This window comes from Variovorax sp. dw_954 (genome assembly GCF_018449755.1).
Classification (GTDB): Bacteria; Pseudomonadota; Gammaproteobacteria; order Burkholderiales; family Burkholderiaceae_C; genus Variovorax.
In genome coordinates this window covers 61,721-85,081 of sequence record NZ_JAAVVD010000001.1, presented here as the reverse complement: position 1 = coordinate 85,081, position 23,361 = coordinate 61,721, and the positions used below count along the sequence as shown (strand labels likewise).

Below are 23,361 nucleotides of genomic sequence, written 5' to 3'. Positions count from 1 at the left end.
ACTCATGCACCACGACAACATGCACCACCACCGCCCCACGCTGCCAGCCACGCCAAGGCGCTTCAGGATGTTCATCGACGGCCACTGGACCGATGGCCATGGCGACCAACTCATGACGCGCAACAGCCCCGGCCATGGCACCCCAGTCGCGCAATGGCCCGCCGGCACCGCGCAGGACGCGAAGGACGCCATCCGCGCCGCCCGCACCGCCTTCGACACCGGCCCGTGGCCGCGCATGCCTGCGGCGGAACGCGCCAAGGTGCTGTTCAAGGTCGCGGACCTGATCGAGCAGAACGTCGACGAACTGGGCCTCATCGAATGCCTGGAAACCGGCAAGCCCATCACGCAGGCCAAGGGCGAGATCCGTGGCGCGGCGGATGTGTGGCGCTTCGCGGCCGGCGCCTCGCGCAGCATGGCGGGCGAGACGCTCAACAACCTCGGCGACCGGCTGCTGGCACTGGTGCTGCGGCAGCCGCTGGGCGTGATCGGCGTCATCACGCCGTGGAACTTTCCGTTCTTCATCCTCGCCGAGCGCCTGCCCTTCCTGCTGGCCGCCGGATGCACGGCCGTCGTCAAGCCTTCGGAAGCCACCAGCGGCACGACGCTTCGCCTCGGTGAACTGCTGCAGCAGGCAGGCTTGCCCGATGGCGTGGTCAACCTGGTGAGCGGGCACGGCGCGGACGTGGGCCAGGTCATCCTCGACAGCGACCGGGTCGACATGGTGTCGGTCACCGGCTCGACCGCTACGGGCCGCAAGGCCATCCAGGCATCGGTCGGCAACATCAAGAAGCTCGGGCTGGAACTGGGCGGCAAGAACCCGCACATCGTGTTCGCGGACGCCAACCTCGACGATGCGGCCGATGGCGTGGCTTTTGCGATGTCCTTCAACGCCGGCCAGTGCTGCGTCGGTGCGAGCCGGCTGGTGGCGCATCGCTCGATCGCCGCGGCGTTCACCCAGAAGCTCGCGGCCAAGTTGAGCCGCATCGTGGTCGGCGATCCGCTCGACCCGGCCACGCAGGTCGGCGCGCTGTTCGACGAGGCCCACATGCGCAAGGTGCTGTCATACGTCGAAGGCGGCGTTGCGCTCGGCGCGACCGTGGTGCACGGCGGCGGGCGTACCGGCTGCGACAAGGGCTGGTTCGTGCAGCCCACGCTGCTCACCAACGTCACGCCGGAGATGCCGCTGCTGCGCGACGAGATTTTCGGCCCGGTGTTGGCCGTGATCCCCTTCGACAGCTACGAAGACGCGATCCGCATCGCGAACGACACCGAGTTCGGCCTGTCGGCCTCGATCTGGACGCAGGATGTCACCCTGGCCCTGCGCACGATGCGCGAAGTGCAGGCGGGCCGTGTGTGGATCAACACCACGTTGGACAATGGCCCCGAAGCGCCGATGGGCGGCATGAAGCAATCTGGCCTGGGCCGGGATGCAGGACTGGCCGGCATCGAGGAATACACCGAGGTCAAGACGGCGCACATCAACCTGCAGCCGCGCACTCACTGGATTGGAGCGGGCGATGGACTATGACTACATCGTGGTTGGCGGTGGTTCCGCAGGCTGCGCGCTGGCCGCACGACTCTCGGAAGACGCCGACGTCAAGGTGCTGCTGCTGGAAGCCGGCCCGCGCGACAGCAGCCCCTGGATCCACATGCCGGTCGGCTTCTACAAGATGACCGCCGGCCCCATGACCTGGGGCCTGAAGACCGCGCCGCAACGCCATGCGATGAACCGCGAGATCCCTTATGCGCAAGCGCGCGTGCTGGGCGGCGGCGGCTCGATCAATGCGGAGGTGTTCACGCGCGGTTGCGCGCAGGACTACGACGCGTGGGCCGATGAGTTCGGCTGCGCCGGCTGGTCCTTCGCGGATCTGCTGCCGCTGTTCCGGCGCTCCGAGGACAACGACACGCTCTCAGGCCCGCTGCACGGCATCGGCGGACCGCTGGGTGTGTCCAACGGCGCGCCGCATCGGATGACGCAGGCTTTCGTGCAGGCCTGCCAGCAGATGGGCATGCCCTACAACCCGGACTTCAACGGCGCGACGCAGGAAGGCACCGGCGCCTACCAGACCACGACGCGAAACGGCAAGCGCTGTTCCGCGGCGGTGGGCTACCTGCGGCCTGCGCTCGGGCGGCGCAACCTCTCGGTGAAGACCGGCGCATTGATCAATCGCGTCGTAATCGAGCAGAGCCGCGCGGTGGGTGTCGAAGTGGTCGAGGCTGGCCGGCCGACCATCGTGCGAGCCGCCCGCGAAGTGCTGGTGACGGCGGGCGCCATCGGCTCGCCCAAGCTGATGCTGCTGTCGGGCATCGGTCCGGCCGACCAGCTGCGCGCGCTCGGCATCGACGTAATGGCAGACCGGCCCGAAATGGGCCAGAACCTGCACGATCACTTCGGCATCGACATCGTCTACGAACTCAACGGCCCGCACAGCTTCGACAAGTACGCCAAGCCGCACTGGATGGCCTGGGCCGGCTTGCAGTACGCGCTGTTCAGGAGGGGGCCGGTGGCGTCCAACATCGTCGAAGGCGGCGCCTTCTGGTACGCCGACCGGAACGAGCCCACGCCCGACCTGCAGTTCCACTTCCTGGTCGGCGCGGGCGTGGAGGCGGGCGTGCCGAAGATCGAATCCGGCTCGGGCGTGACGCTGAACTCCTACGCAGTGCGTCCGCATGCGCGTGGCTCGGTCTCGCTCGGCAGCGCCGATCCGCGCGCCATGCCTGTCGTCGATCCGAACTTCCTCGGCGACGAGCGCGACGTGAAGACCTCCGCGGAAGGCGTGCGCATCAGCCGCGAGATCTTCCGGCAATCGGCGCTCGCAAAGTACATCCGCAAGGAGCACTTTCCCGGCGATCGCGTGTCGACCACGGCCGACCTCGAGACCTATGCGCGCCAGTTCGGCCGCACCTCCTACCATCCGGTAGGAACCTGCCGCATGGGCGGTGATGCGGCCTCCGTGGTCGACCCGGAGTTGCGAGTCAGGGGCATCGAAGGCTTGCGTATCTGCGACAGCTCGGTGATGCCGCGGCTGGTCAGCTCCAACACCAACGCGCCGTCGATCGTGATCGGGGAGAAGGCGGCGGAACTGATTCGCGGTGGTGGGTCAGCGGCTCGTCGGGTGGCCGCGGTTCGCGCGCAGCCGGTGGTGATGGTTTCGCGTGAAGCGGCGACGGTGAATTGAGTCCTGCCACGGCGTCAGCGCCGAACTCCATGCAAGCAGTGTCAGTCTTCTTCACCCGGCAGCGTGAAGCTGGAGTGCAGCCGCAGACAGGATTCGACCCCGCCGCATCCACGTGCCGCGAACCTGCAGCAGATCTACGCCGACTTCGGTCAAGGCATACGAAGACACCCACACCCTCGCGATGGCTTTCGGCGCACCAGGCTGAGTTCCTGGCAGCGCGGGGCCTGCCCCCGCGGCGAGTCGGCTCCAGGTGCCCGCCCTGAATGATGCGCACCAACTTGCAGCGCCTGCACCACCAGTAGGCCAATCCGGCACCAATATTGCTTTCGCGTTGATCCATGCGCCGGCAAAGGCCGGCAATGCACCAACATAAGCAGTATTGGGAGCACGCCTTTAATGGATGCACTACATCGGGGCGCAGACGCGCTGTTCATTCTTCTCGGCGCGATCATGGTCCTGGCGATGCACGCGGGGTTCGCCTTCCTGGAACTCGGCACTGTCCGCAAGAAGAACCAGGTCAATGCACTGGTCAAGATCCTGGTCGACTTCTCGGTGTCGACGGTGGTCTACTTCCTGGTCGGCTACGGGGTCGCCTACGGCGCGCATTTCTTCGTCGGCGCCGATGAGCTGGCTCAACAGAACGGCTACGAGCTGGTGAAGTTCTTCTTCCTGCTGACCTTCGCCGCCGCCATCCCCGCGATCATTTCGGGCGGCATTGCGGAACGTGCGAAGTTCTGGCCGCAACTCATCGCGACGGCGGTCATCGTCGGCTTGGTGTACCCCTTGTACGAAGGCATTGCCTGGAACAAGGCGCTGGGCATCCAGGCCTGGATCGAATCGGCGACCGGGCACCCGTTCCACGACTTTGCGGGCTCGGTGGTCGTGCATGCGGTGGGCGGATGGCTGGCACTGCCGGCGGTCCTGCTGCTCGGCGCGCGCCGCAACCGCTACCGCGGCGATGGATCGCTCAGCGCGCATCCGCCCTCGAACATCCCCTTCCTGGCGCTTGGCGCGTGGGTGCTGTGCGTGGGCTGGTTCGGCTTCAATGTCATGAGTGCGCAGAGCATCGACAAGATCTCCGGGCTGGTGGCGGTCAACTCGCTGATGGCGATGGTGGGCGGCACACTGGCGGCGCTGGCGCTCGGCAAGAACGACCCGGGCTTCGTCTACAACGGGCCGCTGGCCGGGCTGGTCGCAGTGTGCGCGGGCTCCGACCTGATGCACCCCATCGGTGCCCTCGTGGTCGGAGGTGTGGCGGGCGCGATCTTCGTCTACATGTTCACACTGACGCAGAACAAGTGGAAGATCGACGACGTGCTGGGCGTCTGGCCCCTGCACGGCCTGTGCGGCACCTGGGGCGGTGTCGCCGCCGGCATTTTTGGCCAGCGGGCGCTGGGTGGGATCGGCGGCGTCAGCCTTGTCGCGCAGCTCATCGGCGTGGCGATCGGCGTCGCCTGGGCCTTCGTGGCGGGCCTGGCCGTCTACGGCACGCTGAAGCGCACGACGGGCTTGCGGCTGTCGCAGGAAGAGGAATACGACGGCGCAGACCTGTCGATCCACCACGTGAGCGCCACGCCGGAGCGCGAAGTCAACTGGTGACGCAATCTGCTCGGCCTAGAAACGACCTGCCGCCCGCCGGACGACCACCGGCGTCTTGACGGCCGCCTTATCGCCCTTGGGGGCCGTCGACCCTGTCCTCGGTGCTCGCTTGGCAGGCTTGCGCCGCCCCTTGAGAGACTCGATCAGGGAAATCGCTTCCTTGTCGAACTTCGCGTTGTCGTCGGGCATGGTCGCCTCCGGAGGATGCGGGGTGGCAATCTTAGGACCACGGCGATTTCGCCGCGGCGCGCTGGTTTGAGGGCCTGCGTCACGGTCCTTGTCGATGCGGCCACGGCTGTCTATGCTCGCGCATTCGTACCTGCCGCAGAGGTATCTGCAACATGAGCAAATCGAACAACATTGCGTTCCATGGCTCGAAGGCAACACCGGATGAGTTGCGAACGCTCGGCGGCATCCTGCCGCGGGTGGGATGGAAGAAGCCGGAATTGGCTCAACGCGTCGCGGCCTTGCCCGCGGACCTCCAGAACCGCATCTTTTCGCTCGTCGGCCCCGTGCTGCGCGGGAACCCCTCTGCGAGAAAGGGAGGCACCGGAGATGCGGATCCCGACCTCTCCGTGAGCTTGACGTGGAATGCGAAGGTCGCGTGTTTCTTTCCACCGACGGCGATTCATGTCTACATGTACCTCGTGGACACCAGCAATCTGCGCTACCTGAACGTGGACGAATTCGCCGCTCGCTGCGGCGTCAATCGGCAGTACATGAAGGAAATTGCCACATCGAATGTGCGGTTCACCCAGATCATGGGCTATTGCATCGTGACCCGCCGCGCTCCGCCGCGCGACCTTGAATCGATCATCGTCCATCAAATGGAAGTGCTGATCGGCCCGTACTTCCAGTTGAACGGTGGAGACGACACCGGATACAAGGAGCTTCTGGCGGCCACAAAGGGGCAATTCAAGGTCGCCGAAAGTATCGTGGGCACGTTTCACACGATGGATTCCCTCGATGCACCGAAGAAGAAGGATCCAAACTTGAAGAACCCGTATCTGTGACCTGGCCCGGGTTCAGCGGTCGTTGTCGCTAGGTCCAGTCGTTGCTTATGCCGGAAGGAGTGCGTCGATGAACATGAACAGGATCGCGCCGGTCGCTGCGCTGTGCATCGTGCTCGCCACGCTCGGCTTGTCGACGCAGGCGGCGAGCGACACAGGCGCCACGCAGCGCGTCATCGCGGCCGTGGATCTGGTCCAGCAGCTCGATCTCTCCAACACCGACTACGCGCACGGGCAGGGCAGCGTGTCGTGGACCGGCGTCGTGGCGTCGCACACCGATTGCTCGGGCTTCATCGACCATCTGCTGATGCATGTCGATGGCTACTCGGCCGATGACTTCAAGCGCTGGTTCGGCAGCCGGCGCCCCACCGCCGAGCGCTACCACGACGCGGTCCTCGAGGGCCGCGGCTTCGTTGCCCTCGCCGCCGTCAGCGACCTGCAACCTGGCGATGTGATCGCGGTCAAGTACCTCACCCGACACGACAACACGGGCCACATCATGATGGTCGTGAACGCGCCGACGAAGATGAGCGGGACGAAGCCGTTCGTGATCGGCACCGACCAATGGGCGGTCGATGTCATCGACAGTTCGGAGTCCGGCCACGGCCCGACCGACACGCGCCACAAGCGGGGCGCCGACGGGCATGACCACGATGGCCTTGGGCGCGGCGTGTTCAGGCTCTACACCGGATCGCATGGCGAAGTGGCGGGCTTTGCCTGGAGCACCCTCGCCGCGTCCCGCTTCATCGCGCCCGACGATGAGCATGCGGTGCTCGGTCGATTCATTCCGCACTTCCGGCCGTAGCTGACGGCCGACGGCCGACGGCCGACGGTTGACGGTTGACGGTTGACGCCTGAGGCTGACGGATGGCTGCCGGCTGCGTCCGGCACCCCTCCTGAACCGCGTGATCGCCAGCCAGATGGTCCGCGCAATTCCCCGGCCGCGTCCCCCACGTGGCTAGGCGAAAGCTCGTCTTCACGGCGCATCGACTGCGTTCCGCCTCGGGCTTCAAAAGCGCCCACGCCCTCAAATAACCAATAGGTTACTAGGCTAAACCCTATGGACGAACCCTCTCTCACAGGATGACAATAACCATCCAGTTAGTTACTTCATCAGCAACCGACAGTCCACCCTCAAGGAGACAAACCCATGGCCTTCATCAAGAACTACATCGACCAGCAAACCACGCGGCGACGCGACTTCCTGTTGGCCAGCGCCTACGGTCTCGTCGGCGTCGCAGCCGCCAGCAACCCGCTCGCGGCCTTCGCCCAGCAGCAAGGCAAGCCGGCCGTCGCCTGGAGCTACCGCGACCGCAACAACCCGTACTGGCACGCCATCGCCTCGGGCGGTGAATCCTTCGTCGAGAGCGTCGGCATGAAGAAGTCCGACATGGTCCACCTGCTCAACAACGGCAGCTCGCAGAAATCACTGTCCGACATCCAGGCCTTCCTGTCGAAGACCGGCGGCAAGGCCGCAATCGCCTGCGACGCGAACGACGCACCCAACTGCCGCCCCATCGTCGAAGCCGTGAAAAAGGCCGGCGCCTTCGTGTCGACGATCTGGAACAAGCCCGACGACTTGCACCCGTGGGACTTCGGCGATGCCTGGGTGTCCCACATGACCTGGTCCGACGAAGGCCCGGCCGAGCAGACCGCCCGCGCCCTGTTCACCGCCATGGGCGGCAAGGGCGCCATCGTCGGCGTGGGCGGCATTGCGGCCAACAACCCGGCCGTCGAGCGGCTCAACGGCATGAAGAAAGCGCTGAAGGACTTCCCCGGCATCCAGTTGCTGGACTACCAGCCGGGCGACTGGTCCACGCAGAAGGCCAACCAGGTGATGGAAGGCTTTCTCACGCGCTTTGGCAACAAGATCGGCGGCGTGTTCTGCGCCAACGACTCGATGGCCTACGGCGTGCTCGAAGCGCTCAAGGCCGACGGACGCAAGCTGCCCGTGGTCGGCTACGACGGCAGCCCGGAGGCGATCGACCTGATCGTCAGGGGCGAGTTGCTCGCGACCGTGTTCACCAACCCGCATTGGGGCGGCGGCATCACGGCGGCGCTGGCGTACTACGCGGCCATCGGCAAGTTCAAGCCCTCGGCCGAGCCGAAGGAGCACCGCGAGTTCTACGGCCCCTCCATCGTCGTCACGCAGAAGGATGCGGCCGACTTCAAGAAGAAGTACATCAGCAGCACGCCGAAGTACGAGTGGACCGACTTCTGGGGCACCTCAGGCGGCCAGATCAAGTACGGGGCCCGGGCGTGACCACGCACATGGCTTCGGGGCTGCCACGCGCAGCCGCCAAGGATGTCGCGCCGGCAAGCTCGCCCGCGCGTTCGGTGAAAGCGGCACGCGCCGCGTCCTGGCTGCAATGGGCACCCGCCCTCGTGCTCGGCGCGCTGGTGCTGGGCTTCGCGGCGGCCAACCCGAAGTTCATGACGCTGGCCAACTTCGCACGCATCGCGATCTCGGCGGCACCGGCCTTGATGGTCGCGGTGGGCGTGACCTTCATCATCGTGATGGGCTCCATCGACCTGTCGATGGAAGGCACCATCTCCACCGCCGCCGTGCTGTTCGCGCTCACGTTCAAGTTCCTGGGCGGCGAAATGGCCGGTTGGGGCTGGCTGGCGATTCCGGCGGCGCTCGCGGTCGGCGCATCGATCGGGCTGGTCAACGGCCTTGTCCATGTGAAGCTCAGCATTCCTTCGTTCATGTCGAGCCTGGCGATCGGCTTCGTCGGCATGGGGCTGTCGGTGGTGCTGACGGGCGGAGACATCCTGCGCGTGGACGACGACGTGTTTCGCGCGCTGATCTACCTGCGCATCGGCGGCTTTCCGCTGATGGTGTTCGTCGCGATCGCGCTGGTGTTCGTGGCCTGGTTCATCCAGCGCAAGACGATCCTCGGGCGCCACTTCTACGCGGTGGGCGGCGGCGAGGACCTCGCGCATGCGAGCGGGTTGAACGTCAAGCGTGTGCGCATATTGGGCTTCATGCTGGCGGGCGTGTTCTATGCGCTGGCGGCGATCTTCGCGGTGGCGCGCGGCGGCATGGCGGAATCGCTGACGGGCTCGAACTTCATGTTCGCGTCCATCACGGCGGTGGTCATCGGCGGCACCTCGCTGATGGGCGGCTCGGGCGGGGTTTGGAACGCGGTCGTGGGCGTGCTGATCGTCAGCGTCATCAACAACGGCATGGTCGTGGTCGGCCTGCCCAACTACCTGCAGGACGGCGTGCTCGGCGCGCTCGTCATCCTCTCGGTCGCGCTGGCCGTCAACCGCAAGAACCAATCCCTGGTGAAGTGAGAACGCCATGCTTGAATTCAAGAAAGTAGAGAAGCGCTTTCCCGGCGTGCATGCGCTCAAGGGCATCGACTTCAGGATCGAGCGCGGCGAGATCGTCGGGCTGGTCGGCGAAAACGGGGCCGGCAAGTCGACGCTGATGAAGGTGCTCTACGGCGCCTACCAGCACGACGGCGGCGAGGTGCTCATCAACGGCCGCGCGACCGCGTTCGCCAACCCGCGCGAGGCGATGCTGCAAGGCATCGGCATGGTGTTCCAGGAACAGTCGCTGATCCCGAACCTCTCGGTCATGGAGAACATCTTCCTCGGCTTCGAGCGGCAGTTCGTGCGATGGGGCATCGTCGACTGGAAGAAGATGGCCGTCGCGGCGCGCCATCAACTGGCAAAGGTCGAACTGGACATCGACGCGCGCATGCCGCTGTCGTCCTTGTCCTTCGCGCAGCGGCAACTGGTCGAGCTGGCCAAGGTGATGGCGCTGGAGGAGCGCGTCGAGGGCGACCTGGTGATCCTGCTGGACGAGCCGACGTCGGTGCTGTCCAAGGATGAGGTGCAGTTGTTGTTCCGCCTGATCCGGCGGCTGCGCGCGCGGGCTTCCTTCATCTTCGTCTCGCACCGCATGGACGAGGTCATCGACATCTCCGACCGCATCTACGTCATGAAGGACGGCGCAGTGGTCGACGTGGTCGACGGCAAGACCGCGGTGGCGACCAGCATCCAGCAGAAGATGGTCGGCCGCGAGATCAGCACCGCCTACTACCGAGAGGAAAAGCAGCGGCCCTGCACGGACGACGTGCTGGTCGAGGCTGAGGGCCTGACGCACCCCGGCAAGTACCAGGACATCTCCTTCAAGCTGCGCCGGGGCGAGGTGCTGAGCCTGGTCGGCGTCGAAGGCTCCGGCGGCGAGGAGATCATGCGCACCGTGTTCGGCCTGGAGAAGCCGACCGGCGGCGCGCTGCGCATCAAGGGCCGGGCAGTGCGCCGCTTCAGCGCGGCCAACGCGGTGAAGCATGGCATCGGCTACATCCCGCGCGAGCGCAAGATCGAAGGCATCGTGGGCGGGATGTCGGTGTTCGAGAACATGACGCTTTCGCAGATGCGCAACTACAGCCGCGGCGGCGTGCTGCGGCACAAGACCGAGCGCGCGACCGCGCAGCAGTGGGTCAAGCGGCTGGAGATCAAGACGCCATCGGTCGATGCCAATGCGGGCAAGCTTTCGGGCGGCAACCAGCAGAAGGTGGTCATCGCCAAGTGGCGCAGCAGCGGCTCCGACGTGATTTTGCTGGACCACCCCACGCGCGGCGTCGACATCGGCGCCAAGGAACACATCTACGAGGTGATCCGCGAGATGTGCAACGACGGCTGTGCGGTGCTGCTGATGGCCGACACGCTCGAGGAGGCGATCGGCCTCTCCCACACGATCGCGGTGCTGCGCGATGGGAAGGTGCAGCAGTGGTTCGACTGCGTGCCGGGCAACAAGCCCTCCTTGTTCGACCTCGTCCACCACATGACTTGAAGAGCCCGCCATGAACTTCGAAAAACTCCGCCCCCACCTGCCCTGGCTGACGCTGCTGGCCCTCACATTGGCCGTCAGCGCCATCAACCCCGCCTTCCTGCTGCCGTCCAACCTCCTGCAGATGACGGCCGACGTGTCGACGCTGTTCGTGATGGCGCTCGGCATCACGCTGGTGATCTTCATCGGCGGCATCGACCTCTCGGCCCAGTCGGTGGCCAACATGACAACCGTGCTGGCGACGCTGTCGCTGCCTTTCATGGGCGTGTGGTCGGCCATCGCCGTGGTCGGCGTGGGCGCGCTGCTGGGCTTCGTGTCGGGCTATGCATCGACACGGCTGAAGGTGCCTTCGTTCATCGCCACGCTGGCCATCGGCGGCATCGCGCTGTCGGTGGGGCAATTCGCCTCGGGGCAACGCGCGATCTTCATGGATGCGGGGATGCGCGAGCAGGCCTTCGGCTGGGTGACGGAGAGCACGGCCGGCGTCCCGCACGAAGTGCTGATCGCCGGCGCGTTGCTGGTGGTGATGCTGTTCGTCGAGCGCCGCACCACCTTCGGCCGCGCGCTCAAGGCGATCGGCGCCGGCGAGCCCGCGGCGGCCGCGTCGGGCCTTAACGTCGACCGCTACAAGATCGCGGTCTACACGCTGTCGGGGCTCATCGCGGCCTTCGCGGGCCTGCTGTTCTCGGTCAAGCTGGCGGGCGGCGCGCCCAACCTGGCGGAGGGCTTCCTGCTGCCGGCCATCGTCGCGGTGCTGATCGGCGGCACGCCGCTCACCGGCGGTGTCGGCGGCGTCCTCAACACGCTCATCGGCGCGATGATCGTGGCCGTGATCCGCACCGGCATGGTGTACCTGGAGGTGCCGGCTACGGCGCAGCAGATCGTGTTCGGCATCGTGCTCACCGTCGCCATCGCCCTGACCATCGACCGCAGCAAGCTGGCCACCGTCAAGTAGCGCGCCCGGGCGACGCCCGACGAGTCCCGCAAAGCACGAGCGACTTGTCTGGCGTTGGCCTAACATCGGCACCCATTTCCACAGCGACACGACAAGGCGACCATCCATGGGCGAAAAGATGCCGTTCCGCGCACGCGACCCGGCGGCCACCAAGGCCGACATCCTCGCGGCTGCAAAGGTCGAGTTCGCGAAACTCGGCCTGGGCGGCGCGCGGGTCGACGTGATCGCGGAGATGTCGGGCGCCAACAAGCGGATGATCTACCACTACTTCGGTGGCAAGGAGCAACTGTTCGAGGCCGTGCTGGAAGAAGCCTACGTGGGCATCCGCGGCAGCGAGCAGGGCCTGGGGCTGGAGAACACGCCGCCGGTGGAGGCGCTGAAGAAGCTGGTCGAGTTCACCTGGCAGTACTACCTGGACAACCCCGAGTTCATCACGCTGGTCAACAGTGCCAACCTGCACGAGGCGCGGCACATCGCCGGCAACAAGCAGCTGCGCAAGCTGCAGAAGGCGTACGTCGACAGCGTCGACGCGATCCTCAAGCGCGGCGCGGTCGAGGGCGTGTTCCGCCGTGACATCGACGCCGCGCAGTTGTGCATCACCATCGCCGCCGTCGCCTTCTACTACCTCAACAACCGGCACACCGGCCAGGTGCTGTTCGGCTTCAACTTCACCGGCCGCGACGCGCTCGCCGCGCGCTTCAAGTTCAACATGGACACGATCCTGCGGCTGGTGCTCGTCAACCCCGACAAGGTGTAGACCCCACGCACGGGGTGCGGGCTTGAAACGTGCCGTCACGGCGGTGCGCTCGGCGCGTCCTATCATCGCTGCCTCATTTGAGGACTACGCATGACATCCACGACCACCAGCTACCCCGACACCCGCCTCCTGATCGCCAATGAATGGGTCGACGCCGCCAGCGGCAAGACCATCAATGTCGTCAATCCGGCCACCGGCAAAGTCATCGGCACGGTTGCGCACGCCGGCATCGCCGACCTCGACCGCGCCTTGGCCGCCGCGCAAAGCGGCTTCGAGAAGTGGCGCCGCACGCCCGCCAACGAGCGCGCCATCATCATGCGCAAGGCCGCCGGCCTGCTGCGCCAGCGCGCCGGCGACATCGGCCGCATCCTGACCCAGGAACAGGGCAAGCCGTACGTCGAGGCCCGCGGCGAAGCCACCGCCGGCGCCGACATCATCGAATGGTTCGCCGACGAAGGCCGCCGCCTCTATGGCCGCATCGTGCCCTCGCGCAACCTCAACGCGCAGCAACTGGTGCTGAAGGAGCCGCTCGGCCCGGTCGCGGCCTTCACGCCGTGGAATTTCCCCATCAACCAGATCGTGCGCAAGATCGGCGCCGCGCTGGCCAGCGGCTGCTCGTTCCTGTGCAAGGCGCCGGAAGAAACGCCCGCCTCCCCCGCCGCCCTGATGCAGTGCTTCGTCGATGCGGGCATCCCGCCCGGCGTGGTCGGCCTGGTCTACGGCGATCCGGCCGAGATCTCCAGCTACCTGATCCCGCATCCGATCATCCGCAAGGTGACCTTCACCGGTTCGACGCCGGTCGGCAAGCAGTTGGCTTCATTGGCCGGCTTGCACATGAAGCGCGCGACGATGGAGCTCGGCGGCCATGCGCCCGTGATCGTGGCCGCCGACGCGGACATCATGCTGGCCGTGAAGGCAGCCGGCGGCGCCAAGTTCCGCAACGCGGGCCAGGTCTGCATCTCGCCAACGCGCTTCCTGGTGCACAACAGCATCCGCGCCGAATTCGCCAAGGCGCTCGCCACGCAGACCGAGAAGCTCAAGCTCGGCGACGGCCTGCTCGAAGACACGACGCTGGGCCCGCTGGCCAATGCACGCCGCATCGGCGCGATGGACAAGATCCTCGCCGACGCCCGCAAGACCGGCGCCAAGGTGCTGACCGGCGGAGAGCGCGTGGGCACCGACGGCAACTTCTTCGCGCCGACCGTGCTGGACGAGGTGTCACTGGAAGCCGACGTGTTCAACAACGAGCCCTTCGGCCCGATCGCCGCGATCCGCGGCTTCGACACGCTCGAGGAAGCCATTGCCGAAGCCAACCGCCTGCCCTTCGGCCTGGCCGGCTACGCGTTCACGCAATCGATCAAGAACGCGCACATCCTGGCGCAGCAGGTCGAAGTGGGGATGCTGTGGATCAACCAGCCCGCAGCGCCTACGCCTGAGATGCCGTTTGGCGGCATGAAGGATTCGGGCTACGGGTCGGAAGGTGGGCCGGAGGCGATGGAAGGCTACGTGACCACGAAGGCCGTCTCCATCATGGCGGCCTGATCCCGTTTCCTCTCCCAAGTAAGGCGGGGCGTCTTCACTCCCTCTCCCCCCGGAAGAGGGCCAGGACAGGGTCTTCGCTCCCTCTCCCCGCGGGGAGAGGGTTGGGGTGAGGGCAACGGGCGATGGATGAGGCTGTGAATTTGCAAAGGCACTTGCCCTCACCCTAACCCTCTCCCAGAGGGAGAGGGAACAAGGCAGCCTGACTACGGCGCGACGTAGTCCGACACCACCTTCCACTTCCCATCCACGATCTGCGACAGCCGCGACTGGTCGTTGCCCAGGCGCTTGGTCGGCGAATAGGTCATCTTCGGCGAGCCGAACATGTCGGGCATGAAGGTCGTGGAGTCCATCGTCTTGATGAAGCTGTCGGTCGACAGGTTGGTGCCGGTCTTCTGCGCCGCCTGGATGAAGGCGTCGATGATCTCGTAGCCGTAGGCGCTGAACACGGTCGGGTCTTCGTTGAACTTGGTCTTGTACTTGTTGGCCCAGAAGCGCAGCGGTTGCGACTGCTCGTCGGTGTAGGGGTTCTGCACCGTCATCGTCGCGTAGATGCCGTCCATCGGCTTGCCGCCCAGCTTGTGGATCAAGTCGGTATACGCGGCGCTCGAACCCAGGAAGACCGGACTGAAGCCAGTCTTGCGCGACTCGCCCACGGTGCCGATGGTCTCGCGGATGATGGTGCCGAGCACCACCACTTCGCAGTTGGACGCCTTCAGCTTGGCGACCTGCGAACTGAAGTCGGTGGCGCCGCGCTTGAACGATGTCTTCTCGGCCACTTCCATCCCCATCGTCTTCAAGCCGGCCTCGGCGCCGCGCTGCACTTCCAGCCCGAACTCGTCGTCCTGGTAGATCGTGCAGACCTTCTTCGCGCCCTTGTCCTTGACCAGCTTCGGTAAAGCCATGCGGATCTGGTCGTAATAGGTCGCCGCGAATGAATACTTGAGTTTGTGGAAGGGCTCGTACATCTCGCGCGCCGCCGTGATCGGCATGAAGTTGATCACGTTCTTCTCGAACTGCACCGGCATCGCCGCCATGTTCTGCGCCGTGCCGATGTGGCCGGCCATGATGAAGATCTTCTCCTGGTTGACCAGCTTCTGCGCCGCGAGGACGGCCTTCTTCGGGTCGTAGCCCGAGTCCTCGACCAGCAGCTTGAGCTTGCGCCCGTTCACGCCGCCCTGCTCGTTGATCTCGTCCACGCGCAGTTGCATGCCGTTGCGCGACTGCTTGCCGAAGGCTGCCAGCGGGCCCGACAAGTCCTGGATCGTGCCGATCAGGATCTCGTCCTTGCTCACGCCCTGCGATTGCGCCAGCGCCGAACCCGCGCCCAGCGCGAGCGAAGCGGCGAGAGCGATTGCTGTCAAAGTCTTCATCACGAACTCCTCTGGTCAATAAAACTGCGATCACTCGCCAGGGCCGCTGCCGATGCAGCGGCGCCTGGGCGAGTCATGAATACATGGCTTCGATGCGCTCGGCGTACTTGGTCTGCACCAGCTTGCGCTTGAGCTTCATCGTCGGCGTGAGTTCTTCGTCTTCCGCGCTGAGCTGCGTCTCCAGCAGGAAGAACTTCTTGATCTCCTCCACGCGCGCGAACTTGGTGTTGACGCGCTCCAGCTCCGACTGGATCAGGTCCAGCACTTCCTTGGCGCGCGTCAGGCTCTGGTAGTTGCTGAAGGGCACGTCGTTGTCCTGCGCGAACTTCTCGACGTTCTCCTGGTCGATCATGATGATCACGGTGAGGTAGGGCCGCTTGTCGCCGATCACCACTGCATCGGTGACGTAGGGACTGAACTTGAGTTCGTTCTCCAGCTCGCTCGGCGTCACGTTCTTGCCGCCGGCCGTGATGATGATGTCCTTCATCCGGTCGGTGATGCGGAAGTAGCCGTCCTGGTCCATCGTGCCCACGTCGCCGGTGTGCAGCCAGCCTTCGGCATCGATGGTCTCGGCCGTTTTCTCGGGCTGGTTGAGGTAGCCCATGAACACGTTCTGCCCGCGCACCAGGATCTCGCCGTTGCGGGGATCGATGCGCACTTCGTTGTAGACCGTTGCCGGGCCGATCGACCCGGGCTTGATGCGCGTGGCCGGCACCGCCGTCGATGCGCCGCAGGACTCCGTCATGCCCCAGACCTCCAGCATCGGCACGCCGAGTGCGAGATACCACTTGACCAGTTCCGGCGAGATCGGCGCGGCGCCGGTCACAAGGAAGCGCGCCCGGTGGATGCCGATCAGCTTGCGCGCATTGTCGAGCGCCAGCACACGCGCGATGCGGAACTTGAGCTTGAGCGCGCCGCTGACCTCCTCGCCGGCCAGCACCTTGGCCGCGATGGCCTCGCCGATGCCGATGCTCCACTTGTACGCGGCCTGCTGGAGCGGGCTCGCTTCCTTCAGCGCGATCATCACGCCGGAGTAGAACTTCTCCCACACGCGCGGAACCGCGGTGAACACGGTCGGCGCGATCTCGCGCACGTTCTCGGGCACGGTCTCGGGGTTCTCGACGAAGTTGAGGATCGAGCCGGTGTACATCGCGAAGTACTCGCCGCCCATGCGCTCGGCGATGTGGCACAGCGGCAGGAAGCACATGCGCTCGTCGCGCTCGTCCTGCGCGATCAGCGTGTTGTAGCCGCGAGCGGTGAAGACGAGTCCACCATGGCTGTGCATCGCGCCCTTGGGCTTGCCGGTGGTGCCGGAGGTGTAGACCAGGATCGCGAGGTCCTCGGGCCGGCACGCGGCCACCGCCGACTCGACCGCGTTCGGGTGCGCCTGCAGGTACTCGCGGCCCAGCGCACGCAAGGCGTCGAGGCTCATCACGTCGGGGTCGTGAAGGTCGCGCAGGCCTTCCATGTCCGCCACGATGATCTTGCGCAGCAACGGCAGGCCGGCGCGCACTTCGAGCGCCTTGTCGAGCTGCTCGTCGTCCTCGACGAAGAGCACGGTGGTGCTTGAGTCTTCGCAGAGGTAGTGCACCTGCGACGCGGCATCGGTCGGATAGATGCCGTTGGCGACGCCGCCGCAGCTCAGCACGGCCAGGTCGCACAGCACCCACTCGATGACGGTGTTGGAAAGGATCGACGCGCACTGGCCCGCGCCGAAGCCGATGGCCATGAGCCCGCCCGCGATCTCCTTGACCGCCACGGCGGTCTGGTTCCAGCTCCAGCTGCGCCAGATGCCCAGTTGCTTCTGCCGCATCCACACGGTGTCGCCGCGCTGCCGCACCGCATTCCAGAACACCGCGGGAATGGTGTCGCCGGGCACGACGATGTCGAACTTCGGCTGGATGGCGGCGGTGTCCCAGAGTCCTTGCATGCGCTTATCTCCAGGTCTTCTTTTTCTTCCAGCGCCGCTCGCCGCGCACGCCGTCGTCCTTGAGGCCGAGATAGAACTCCTTGATGTCGTCCTTCTCGCGCAATCGCTCGCAAGTGTCTTCCATGACGATGCGGCCGTTTTCCAGCACGTAGCCGTAGTCGGATGCATTGAGCGCCATGTTGGCGTTCTGCTCGACCAGCAGGATGGTGGTGCCGCGCTCGCGGTTGATGCGCACGACGATCTCGAAGATTTCCTTGGTGAGCTTGGGCGACAGGCCGAGGCTCGGTTCGTCGAGCAGGATCAAGGCGGGCGCGGCCATGATGGCGCGCGAGATGGCGAGCATCTGCTGCTGTCCGCCCGACAGGAGCCCGGCATCCTGAGTGGCACGCTCGCGCAGAATCGGAAAGTAGTTGAACACCGTCTCCATGTCGCGCCCCACGCCGTCGCGGTCCTTGCGGGTGTACGCACCCATGAGCAGGTTGTCTTTCACCGACAGCAGGGGGAATACCTCTCGTCCCTCGGGCACGTGGCTCAGGCCCTGCTGCACGATGAAGGCCGGGTCCCTGGCCGTGATGTTCTGGCCCTTGAACTCGATGCTGCCCTTGCGCGGGTCGATGATGCCGGAGATGGTCTTGAGGATGGTGGTCTTGCCGGCGCCGTTGGAGCCGAGGACGGTTGCGATTTCACCGGGGCGCACCTTGAGACTGACGCCACGGATGGCCTTGATGGGGCCATAAGCGCTTTCGACGTTGAGCAACTGGAGGACGGGCTGGTCTTCGCTCATGCTTGTCCTTCTTGCGCTGTTGCGAATGCAATCGCGAATGCAGTAGCCATGGCGCGCGCGATTGCACTTGCACTTGCAGTCGAGGTCAGGTTCGGGGTGCGTCGTCGGGCGGCATGCGGCACGGCGCGTGCGACCCTACTGCGCCGGTCGCTTCGCGACTCCCCTGCGCTGCTCACGTTTGGCGGGGTCCACATGAACTCGCTTCGCTCAAACAGCATGTGGCCCTGATCCGCCAAACGCTCCGCTGCTCGGCGGCGCAGAAGGGCTCGCCCACCCCGCACCGCATGCCACCCGCCGACGTGGACACGCGGCGCCGGTATCACGACCTCTGCTGATTCTTCGCCCTCTGCCAATCTTGCGCCCTCGGCCGGTCTTGCTCCCTCTCCCTCTGGGAGAGGGCTGGGGTGAGGGCCGCCGCCTCCCCAAGGGACGTGAAGATCGATCACCCCCAAGCCCGGCATGCGATGCGCGACGGGCGCCGCCTCTGTGCCGCCGAGCAGCGCAGCCTTTCGCGGATGAGGGCTGGCGATTGTCTGAGCGAAGCGAGTTTGAGCCAGACCCCGCGAAAGGCGAGCAGCGCAGGGAAGTCGCGAAGCGACCGGCACAGTGAAGGCGACCGGCGCGCATCGCATGCCGGGCGCTCTCCGCGACGACAAGGACAACAAACCGCTCACGCCACCCTCCGCAAACTGCTCACGTCATCCACCGTCCCCAGATACGCCTCGACCACTTTCGCATCCGACTGAACCTCGCGCGGCGTCCCCGTCGCGATCTCCTCGCCCTGGTTCATCGCCAGCACGCGATCGGACACCTTGGACACCAGCGACATGTCGTGCTCCACCATCAGCACCGACACGCCCAGCTCCTGCTGGATGTCCTGGATCCAGAACGCCATGTCGGCCGTCTCCTCGACGTTCAACCCCGAGGATGGCTCATCGAGCAACAGCAACTTCGGTTCCGTGCACAACGCACGCGCCAGCTCCACCACCTTGCGCACGCCATACGGCAAGCCCGCCACCATCGAGTCCCGATGGTGCTGCAGGTCGAGCAGGTCGATCACCTGCTCCGCCTTCTCGCGCGCCGCGACTTCCGCGCGGCGCGTGGCCGGCGTGAAGAACACTTCATTCCAGAACCCCGTCTGGCGATGCGTGTGCCGGCCGATCAGCAGGTTCTGCAACACCGTCGCGTACTCGAACAACTCGATGTTCTGGAAAGTGCGCGCAATGCCCAGCGCGGCAATCGCATGCGGCGCCTGCTGCGTCAACGCGAGCGGCGTGCCCTCACCATGCCAGGTGATCTCGCCGGAGGTCGGCGTGTAGATGCGGCTGATCAGGTTGAACACCGTCGTCTTGCCCGCGCCATTCGGGCCGATCAAGGTGAACACCTCGCCGCGCCGCACGTCGAAGCTCACCTTGTTGACCGCGAGCACGCCGCCGAAGCGCACGCTCAGGTCCCTGGCGGAGAGAAGGATGTCGCTGCTCATCTGAGGCGGTCCGACTTGGTGAAGGATTTCTGCCGCTTGAACAGCCCGCGCCTATAGAAAGGGAAGAGCTGCAGCCAGGTCCGCACCTTCAGCCAGCGGCCGTACAGGCCCAGCGGCTCGAACATCACGAACGCGATCAGCACCAGCCCGTAGACCAGCCCTTGCAAGCCCGGCGCCTGCCCCACCACCGCCGGCAGGTAATCCTTGCCCATCGAGATCAACTGCGGCATCGCGATCAGGAAGATCGCGCCGAGGAAGGCGCCGTGCACCGATCCCAGCCCGCCGATCACCACCATCAGCAACAAGTCGATCGACTGGATGATGTTGAACTGGTCCGGCGAGATGAAGCTCAGCTTGTGCGCATACAACCCGCCGCCCACGCCGGCGAGCGCGGCTGAGATGGCGAAGGACATCGTCTTGTACCGCGCCAGGTGAATGCCCATGCTCTGCGCCGAGATCTCGGAGTCGCGGATCGCCACGAAGGCCCGCCCCGTCGGCGAGCGCAGCAGGTTCAGGATGCCCAGCGTGGCCAGCACCGCGATCACCAGGCACAGGTAATAGAAGCCATTGCCAGCGCCCAGATCCAGGCCGAACAGGGTCGCCGTCTTCACATGCAAGCCCGAGTTGCCGCCCGTCACGCTCTCCCACCGCGCGAACACTTCCTCGACGATGAAGCCGAAGGACAAGGTCGCGATGCCGAGATAGATGCCCTTCACGCGCAGCGCCGGCATCGCCACCACCACGCCCACCGCAGCCGACAGCGCTGCGGCCCCCAGCAGCGCGATCGGAACGGGCACGCCCATGTTGCTCAGCACCGCCTGCGTGTACGCGCCCGTGCCAAGGAAGGCGGCATGGCCGATCGAGAACTGTCCGGTGAAGCCCGCGAGCAGCATCAGCCCCAGACCGACGATGCCGTAGATCAACACGAAGGTGAGCTGCGCCATCCAGTACTCGGGCACCACCCAGGGAGCCACCAGCAACGCGACGCACAGCAGTCCATACCAGAACGTATGGCCGCCGTGCTTGGCCAGCGCAATGTCCTGCGCGTAGGAAGTCTTGAAGAGGAATCGCATCAGACCTTCTTGCGCAGCTTCTCGCCGAACAATCCGTTGGGCTTGAACATCAGCATCAGCAGCACCACGATGTACGGCGCCGTGTCCTTGAAGCCATCCGGCAGGTAGAAGCCAGAGAAGGATTCGACCACGCCGATCACCAGCCCGCCGACGATCGCGCCCGGCAGGCTGCCGAAGCCGCCCACCACCGCTGCCGGAAAGGCCTTGAGCCCGATGAAGCCCATGTTCGCGTGCACGAAGGTGATGGGTGCGAGCAGCATGCCCGCGATGGCCGCCACGGCCGCCGCCAGCCCCCACACCAGCCCGTTGAGACGCTTCACCGGAATGCCCATGTAGTAGGCCGCGAGCTGGTTCTGCGAGGAGGCCTGCATCGCGATGCCGAGCTTGCTGTAGCGGAACATCGCGAACAGCAGCCCGCACAACACCGCCGTCGCCACGATGATCACCATCTGCTCGACGTTGAGCACCAGCGCGCCGAGCTTCCAGATCTGGTCCTTGTAAGGCACGGGCAGCGTATTGGTCTCGGTGCCGATGCCCGGCAGCATCGTGATGACGCCGCGCGCGACATAGGCGATGCCGATGGTCAGCATCACGATCGAGAACTGAGGCTGGCCGAGGATCGGGCGGATCACGAGCAACTCCAGCAGCACGCCGAAAGCGGCCATCGCGACGATCGCCAGTAGAGCCGCCATCCAGAACGGCATGCCCATCATCGAGATGCCGACGAAGGCCGCGAAGGCGCCGAGCATCATCAGTTCGCCTTGGGCGAAGCTCACCGTCTCGGTCGCCTTGTAGATCAGCACGAAGCCGAGCGCGATCAGGCCGTAGATGCAGCCCTGCGCGATGCCGGAAATCAGCAGCTGTAAGACTTGCAGCAAGAAAGACCTCCCGAATTCACAACACCACCCGCCCTGCGTCGTGCAACGCAAGGCGGCGCGAGCCGGCAAGAATGTCGCTCGGACGCAGGCCGTACACCTGTCGGATCGAATGGCTGAAATGTGTGGAATCGGGATAGCCCGCGTCGAGGGCGATGTCGGTCAGCGTGGACGGCTCGCGCACGTAGCGCAGCAGGCTGCGCGCGCGCTTCCAGGCGCGGAACGCGCGAAACGGCACGCCGGTTTCCTGCTTGAACAGATGCAGGAATCGCGAAAAGGAAAGATGCACGGCGGCGGCGCATGACTCGGCCGACGCGGCGCCGGCCGGGTCGGCATTGATGCGGTCGACGACCTCGCGAATGCGCGCGTCGAAGGTGCGCGGCTTCAGCGCCGCGCCGAAGAACAAGGTGTCGAAGTCGAAGCTGTTGAAGCATTCGCGGCCCGACGCCGCAAGCAGCCGGGCATGGCCGTCGCGCACGCGCTGCACGAAGGCCGGCGCGTCGTCGACCGGGCCGCAGTGGTGCATGAACGAAGGCAATGCACCGGCGTCCACGGAGTCGGCTTCGATGAGCAGGTTGAGGATGAGCGGACTCTCGCTCTGCACCTGGTGCGGCACCTGCGCCGGCACCACCAGCAACTCACCGCTTTGCCACGCGCCGCCGCCGATGCGGATGCGGTTGGGTGGCGCGCCGGCCGGCGTCACATACACGCCGTGCCCGCCAAGCGTCCGCTCGCCCGCGGCGCCGAGCAGGCCTGCATAGAAAACGCGCTGCGTCGTGATCCACATGAGTCGCTCGCCCCTCTTCACAGGTCGTGCGCTGCCGGTTGAGTCCTGCATGCCCTTGTTGCCTCCTGTGTGTGTGGAATCGGTTGGCTGCCGCTTTTGTTGTAGTGATTGCAGTTGCTGCTCTCGCTGCGCCATCCGTTTCGCGATCGGGGCATCGTAGCGGCGCAAATCGACGCGAGAGGCCCATTTGCGCCGGGACTTTCCCTAGTTGGGGTTCACCGCAATGCGCGCCGCAGTTCGGCCGCGCAAAGGCCGACGGCCGCATTCGCTTCGTCGAGCACCTTGCCCATCGTGATGAAGCCGTGGATCTGGCGCTCGAAGCAGACGTAGGTCGCGCGGTTGCCGGCGGCGGCCAGCGTGTCGGCATATTCGAGGCCTTCGTCGCGCAGCGGATCGAAGCCGGCGGTGATCACGAGCGCGGGTGGCAGCTTCGACAAGTCCTTGTGCAGCAGCGGCGACGCGCGCCAGTCGAGGTCCTGCGCCACGTCGGTGATGTAGTGGTCGTGGAAGTAGGTGATGGTGTCGGCCTCGAGCAGGTAGCCCTTGCCGTTGGTGGTGTGCGAGGCATGGCCGCGGCGCATGTCGGTGCCGGGGTAGATCAGGAGCTGGAATGCGATCGGCAGATCGCCGGCATCGCGCGCCATGATCGACATCACGGCAGCGAGGTTGCCGCCTGCGCTGTCGCCGCCGACGGCCAGGCGGTTGGCATCGATGCCGAGCGAGGCCGCCTCCTGGCGGATCCAGCGCGTGGCCGCCCACGAGTCGTGGACGGCCGCGGGGAAGCGGTGCTCGGGTGCAAGCCGGTAGTCGACCGCGATCACCGCGCAGCCGGAGCCGTTGCACAGCTCGCGACACAGCACGTCATGCGTGTCGAGGTCGCCGATGACCCAGCCGCCGCCGTGGTAGTAGACCAGCACCGGCAACACGTCGACAGGCTGGCTGCCCATGGGGCGGTAGAGGCGTAGCGGGATCGCACCTGCGGGGCCGGGAGCGCTGAGTTCACGCACTTCGGCGACGGCGGAGGGTTCGGGCTGCGTCACGGCGCGGCGCTCGCGGTAGAAGGCGCGGGCTTCGACTGCGGGCAAGGTGTGCGTCGGCGGCACGTTGCGCGATGCAATGAAGTCGAGCAGGCCGCGGGCTTGGGGGTGGAGCATGGGCTCGGGTCTCTTGGGAGGCTGTGGAAGTGACCAGTTTCGACCGAATCAAGGGA

Annotated in this window: 20 protein-coding genes; 11 read left to right on the top strand and 9 right to left on the bottom strand. The window is 65.7% G+C overall.

Annotation, left to right across the window (positions count from 1 at the left end; all coding sequences use genetic code 11):
• Positions 1-4: 4 nt before the first annotated feature.
• The 3 genes from HB681_RS00385 to HB681_RS00375 all read left to right on the top strand — a co-directional run bounded on the left by HB681_RS00385 (position 5) and on the right by HB681_RS00375 (position 4,778).
• Positions 5-1,528 carry an aldehyde dehydrogenase family protein gene (locus HB681_RS00385; RefSeq protein ID WP_256354434.1) on the top strand — a complete coding sequence of 508 codons (1,524 nt, stop codon included), beginning with the start codon at positions 5-7 and terminating at the stop codon, positions 1,526-1,528.
• Positions 1,518-3,179 carry a GMC family oxidoreductase N-terminal domain-containing protein gene (locus HB681_RS00380; RefSeq protein ID WP_213952767.1) on the top strand — a complete coding sequence of 554 codons (1,662 nt, stop codon included), beginning with the start codon at positions 1,518-1,520 and terminating at the stop codon, positions 3,177-3,179. The genes HB681_RS00385 and HB681_RS00380 overlap by 11 nt, the downstream gene beginning before the upstream one ends.
• A gap of 396 nt (positions 3,180-3,575) precedes the next feature.
• On the top strand, positions 3,576-4,778 hold the full coding sequence (locus HB681_RS00375) for an ammonium transporter (protein ID WP_213952766.1): 1,203 nt from the start codon (positions 3,576-3,578) through the stop codon (positions 4,776-4,778).
• Positions 4,779-4,793: 15 nt separating this feature from the next.
• On the opposite strand, the gene HB681_RS00370 is transcribed toward HB681_RS00375, so the two are convergent.
• Entirely contained in the window at positions 4,794-4,967 is a 174-nt protein-coding gene (locus HB681_RS00370; protein ID WP_213952765.1) for a hypothetical protein, read from the bottom strand.
• A gap of 152 nt (positions 4,968-5,119) precedes the next feature.
• Between HB681_RS00370 and HB681_RS00365 the strand changes: the two genes are divergently transcribed.
• The 8 genes from HB681_RS00365 (at position 5,120) to HB681_RS00330 (ending at position 13,849) form a co-directional block, all read left to right on the top strand.
• Positions 5,120-5,791: a hypothetical protein gene (locus tag HB681_RS00365; protein ID WP_213952764.1), complete on the top strand. Its 672-nt coding sequence runs from the start codon at positions 5,120-5,122 to the stop codon at positions 5,789-5,791.
• Between the two features lie 67 nt (positions 5,792-5,858).
• Entirely contained in the window at positions 5,859-6,593 is a 735-nt protein-coding gene (locus HB681_RS00360) for an NlpC/P60 family protein (protein ID WP_213952763.1), read from the top strand.
• A 345-nt stretch (positions 6,594-6,938) separates the two neighbouring features.
• The gene (locus HB681_RS00355) at positions 6,939-8,051 is read left to right on the top strand and encodes a sugar ABC transporter substrate-binding protein (RefSeq protein ID WP_213952762.1); all 1,113 of its coding nucleotides are present in this window, start codon (positions 6,939-6,941) and stop codon (positions 8,049-8,051) included.
• Positions 8,048-9,088, top strand: a complete 1,041-nt coding sequence (locus HB681_RS00350) for an ABC transporter permease (protein WP_345944600.1) — start codon at positions 8,048-8,050, stop codon at positions 9,086-9,088. Before HB681_RS00355 ends, HB681_RS00350 begins: the two co-directional genes overlap by 4 nt.
• Positions 9,089-9,095: 7 nt before the next feature.
• A complete protein-coding gene (locus HB681_RS00345) occupies positions 9,096-10,598 on the top strand; it encodes a sugar ABC transporter ATP-binding protein (RefSeq protein ID WP_213952761.1) in 1,503 nt (500 codons plus the stop codon).
• A 10-nt stretch (positions 10,599-10,608) separates the two neighbouring features.
• Positions 10,609-11,550 (top strand): ABC transporter permease, encoded by a 942-nt coding sequence (locus tag HB681_RS00340; protein WP_213952760.1) that lies wholly within the window; start codon positions 10,609-10,611, stop codon positions 11,548-11,550.
• A gap of 106 nt (positions 11,551-11,656) precedes the next feature.
• On the top strand, positions 11,657-12,307 hold the full coding sequence (locus HB681_RS00335) for a TetR/AcrR family transcriptional regulator (protein ID WP_213952759.1): 651 nt from the start codon (positions 11,657-11,659) through the stop codon (positions 12,305-12,307).
• 90 nt (positions 12,308-12,397) lie between these two features.
• Entirely contained in the window at positions 12,398-13,849 is a 1,452-nt protein-coding gene (locus HB681_RS00330; protein ID WP_213952758.1) for an NAD-dependent succinate-semialdehyde dehydrogenase, read from the top strand.
• Between the two features lie 203 nt (positions 13,850-14,052).
• On the opposite strand, the gene HB681_RS00325 is transcribed toward HB681_RS00330, so the two are convergent.
• The 8 genes from HB681_RS00325 to HB681_RS00290 all read right to left on the bottom strand — a co-directional run bounded on the left by HB681_RS00325 (position 14,053) and on the right by HB681_RS00290 (position 23,305).
• Positions 14,053-15,219 carry an ABC transporter substrate-binding protein gene (locus HB681_RS00325; RefSeq protein ID WP_213952757.1) on the bottom strand — a complete coding sequence of 389 codons (1,167 nt, stop codon included), beginning with the start codon at positions 15,217-15,219 and terminating at the stop codon, positions 14,053-14,055.
• 73 nt (positions 15,220-15,292) lie between these two features.
• The gene (locus tag HB681_RS00320; protein WP_213952756.1) at positions 15,293-17,149 is read right to left on the bottom strand and encodes a long-chain fatty acid--CoA ligase; all 1,857 of its coding nucleotides are present in this window, start codon (positions 17,147-17,149) and stop codon (positions 15,293-15,295) included.
• A 4-nt stretch (positions 17,150-17,153) separates the two neighbouring features.
• Positions 17,154-17,933, bottom strand: coding sequence for an ABC transporter ATP-binding protein (locus HB681_RS00315; protein ID WP_213952755.1), 780 nt, complete (start codon positions 17,931-17,933; stop codon positions 17,154-17,156).
• A 670-nt stretch (positions 17,934-18,603) separates the two neighbouring features.
• Positions 18,604-19,416 carry an ABC transporter ATP-binding protein gene (locus tag HB681_RS00310; RefSeq protein WP_213952754.1) on the bottom strand — a complete coding sequence of 271 codons (813 nt, stop codon included), beginning with the start codon at positions 19,414-19,416 and terminating at the stop codon, positions 18,604-18,606.
• The gene (locus HB681_RS00305) at positions 19,413-20,489 is read right to left on the bottom strand and encodes a branched-chain amino acid ABC transporter permease (protein WP_213952753.1); all 1,077 of its coding nucleotides are present in this window, start codon (positions 20,487-20,489) and stop codon (positions 19,413-19,415) included. The genes HB681_RS00310 and HB681_RS00305 overlap by 4 nt, the downstream gene beginning before the upstream one ends.
• Positions 20,489-21,364, bottom strand: a complete 876-nt coding sequence (locus tag HB681_RS00300; protein ID WP_213953281.1) for a branched-chain amino acid ABC transporter permease — start codon at positions 21,362-21,364, stop codon at positions 20,489-20,491. Before HB681_RS00300 ends, HB681_RS00305 begins: the two co-directional genes overlap by 1 nt.
• Before the next feature lie 19 nt (positions 21,365-21,383).
• A complete protein-coding gene (locus HB681_RS00295) occupies positions 21,384-22,202 on the bottom strand; it encodes an AraC family transcriptional regulator (protein WP_256734775.1) in 819 nt (272 codons plus the stop codon).
• A gap of 164 nt (positions 22,203-22,366) precedes the next feature.
• Positions 22,367-23,305, bottom strand: coding sequence for an alpha/beta hydrolase (locus tag HB681_RS00290; protein WP_213952752.1), 939 nt, complete (start codon positions 23,303-23,305; stop codon positions 22,367-22,369).
• Positions 23,306-23,361: the final 56 nt, after the last annotated feature.

Excerpts from the sequence above, each read along its gene's own strand:
- HB681_RS00375 (WP_213952766.1), top strand. The coding sequence starts at position 3,576 with ATGGATGCACTACATCGGGGCGCAGACGCGCTGTTCATTCTTCTCGGC.
- HB681_RS00385 (WP_256354434.1), top strand. The coding sequence starts at position 5 with ATGCACCACGACAACATGCACCACCACCGCCCCACGCTGCCAGCCACG.
- HB681_RS00355 (WP_213952762.1), top strand. The coding sequence starts at position 6,939 with ATGGCCTTCATCAAGAACTACATCGACCAGCAAACCACGCGGCGACGC.
- HB681_RS00335 (WP_213952759.1), top strand. The coding sequence starts at position 11,657 with ATGGGCGAAAAGATGCCGTTCCGCGCACGCGACCCGGCGGCCACCAAG.
- HB681_RS00315 (WP_213952755.1), bottom strand. The coding sequence starts at position 17,933 with ATGAGCGAAGACCAGCCCGTCCTCCAGTTGCTCAACGTCGAAAGCGCT.
- HB681_RS00370 (WP_213952765.1), bottom strand. The coding sequence starts at position 4,967 with ATGCCCGACGACAACGCGAAGTTCGACAAGGAAGCGATTTCCCTGATC.
- HB681_RS00320 (WP_213952756.1), bottom strand. The coding sequence starts at position 17,149 with ATGCAAGGACTCTGGGACACCGCCGCCATCCAGCCGAAGTTCGACATC.
- HB681_RS00305 (WP_213952753.1), bottom strand. The coding sequence starts at position 20,489 with ATGCGATTCCTCTTCAAGACTTCCTACGCGCAGGACATTGCGCTGGCC.
- HB681_RS00340 (WP_213952760.1), top strand. The coding sequence starts at position 10,609 with ATGAACTTCGAAAAACTCCGCCCCCACCTGCCCTGGCTGACGCTGCTG.
- HB681_RS00295 (WP_256734775.1), bottom strand. The coding sequence starts at position 22,202 with ATGCAGGACTCAACCGGCAGCGCACGACCTGTGAAGAGGGGCGAGCGA.
- HB681_RS00360 (WP_213952763.1), top strand. The coding sequence starts at position 5,859 with ATGAACATGAACAGGATCGCGCCGGTCGCTGCGCTGTGCATCGTGCTC.
- HB681_RS00290 (WP_213952752.1), bottom strand. The coding sequence starts at position 23,305 with ATGCTCCACCCCCAAGCCCGCGGCCTGCTCGACTTCATTGCATCGCGC.
- HB681_RS00380 (WP_213952767.1), top strand. The coding sequence starts at position 1,518 with ATGGACTATGACTACATCGTGGTTGGCGGTGGTTCCGCAGGCTGCGCG.
- HB681_RS00330 (WP_213952758.1), top strand. The coding sequence starts at position 12,398 with ATGACATCCACGACCACCAGCTACCCCGACACCCGCCTCCTGATCGCC.
- HB681_RS00310 (WP_213952754.1), bottom strand. The coding sequence starts at position 19,416 with ATGAGCAGCGACATCCTTCTCTCCGCCAGGGACCTGAGCGTGCGCTTC.
- HB681_RS00325 (WP_213952757.1), bottom strand. The coding sequence starts at position 15,219 with ATGAAGACTTTGACAGCAATCGCTCTCGCCGCTTCGCTCGCGCTGGGC.
- HB681_RS00365 (WP_213952764.1), top strand. The coding sequence starts at position 5,120 with ATGAGCAAATCGAACAACATTGCGTTCCATGGCTCGAAGGCAACACCG.
- HB681_RS00345 (WP_213952761.1), top strand. The coding sequence starts at position 9,096 with ATGCTTGAATTCAAGAAAGTAGAGAAGCGCTTTCCCGGCGTGCATGCG.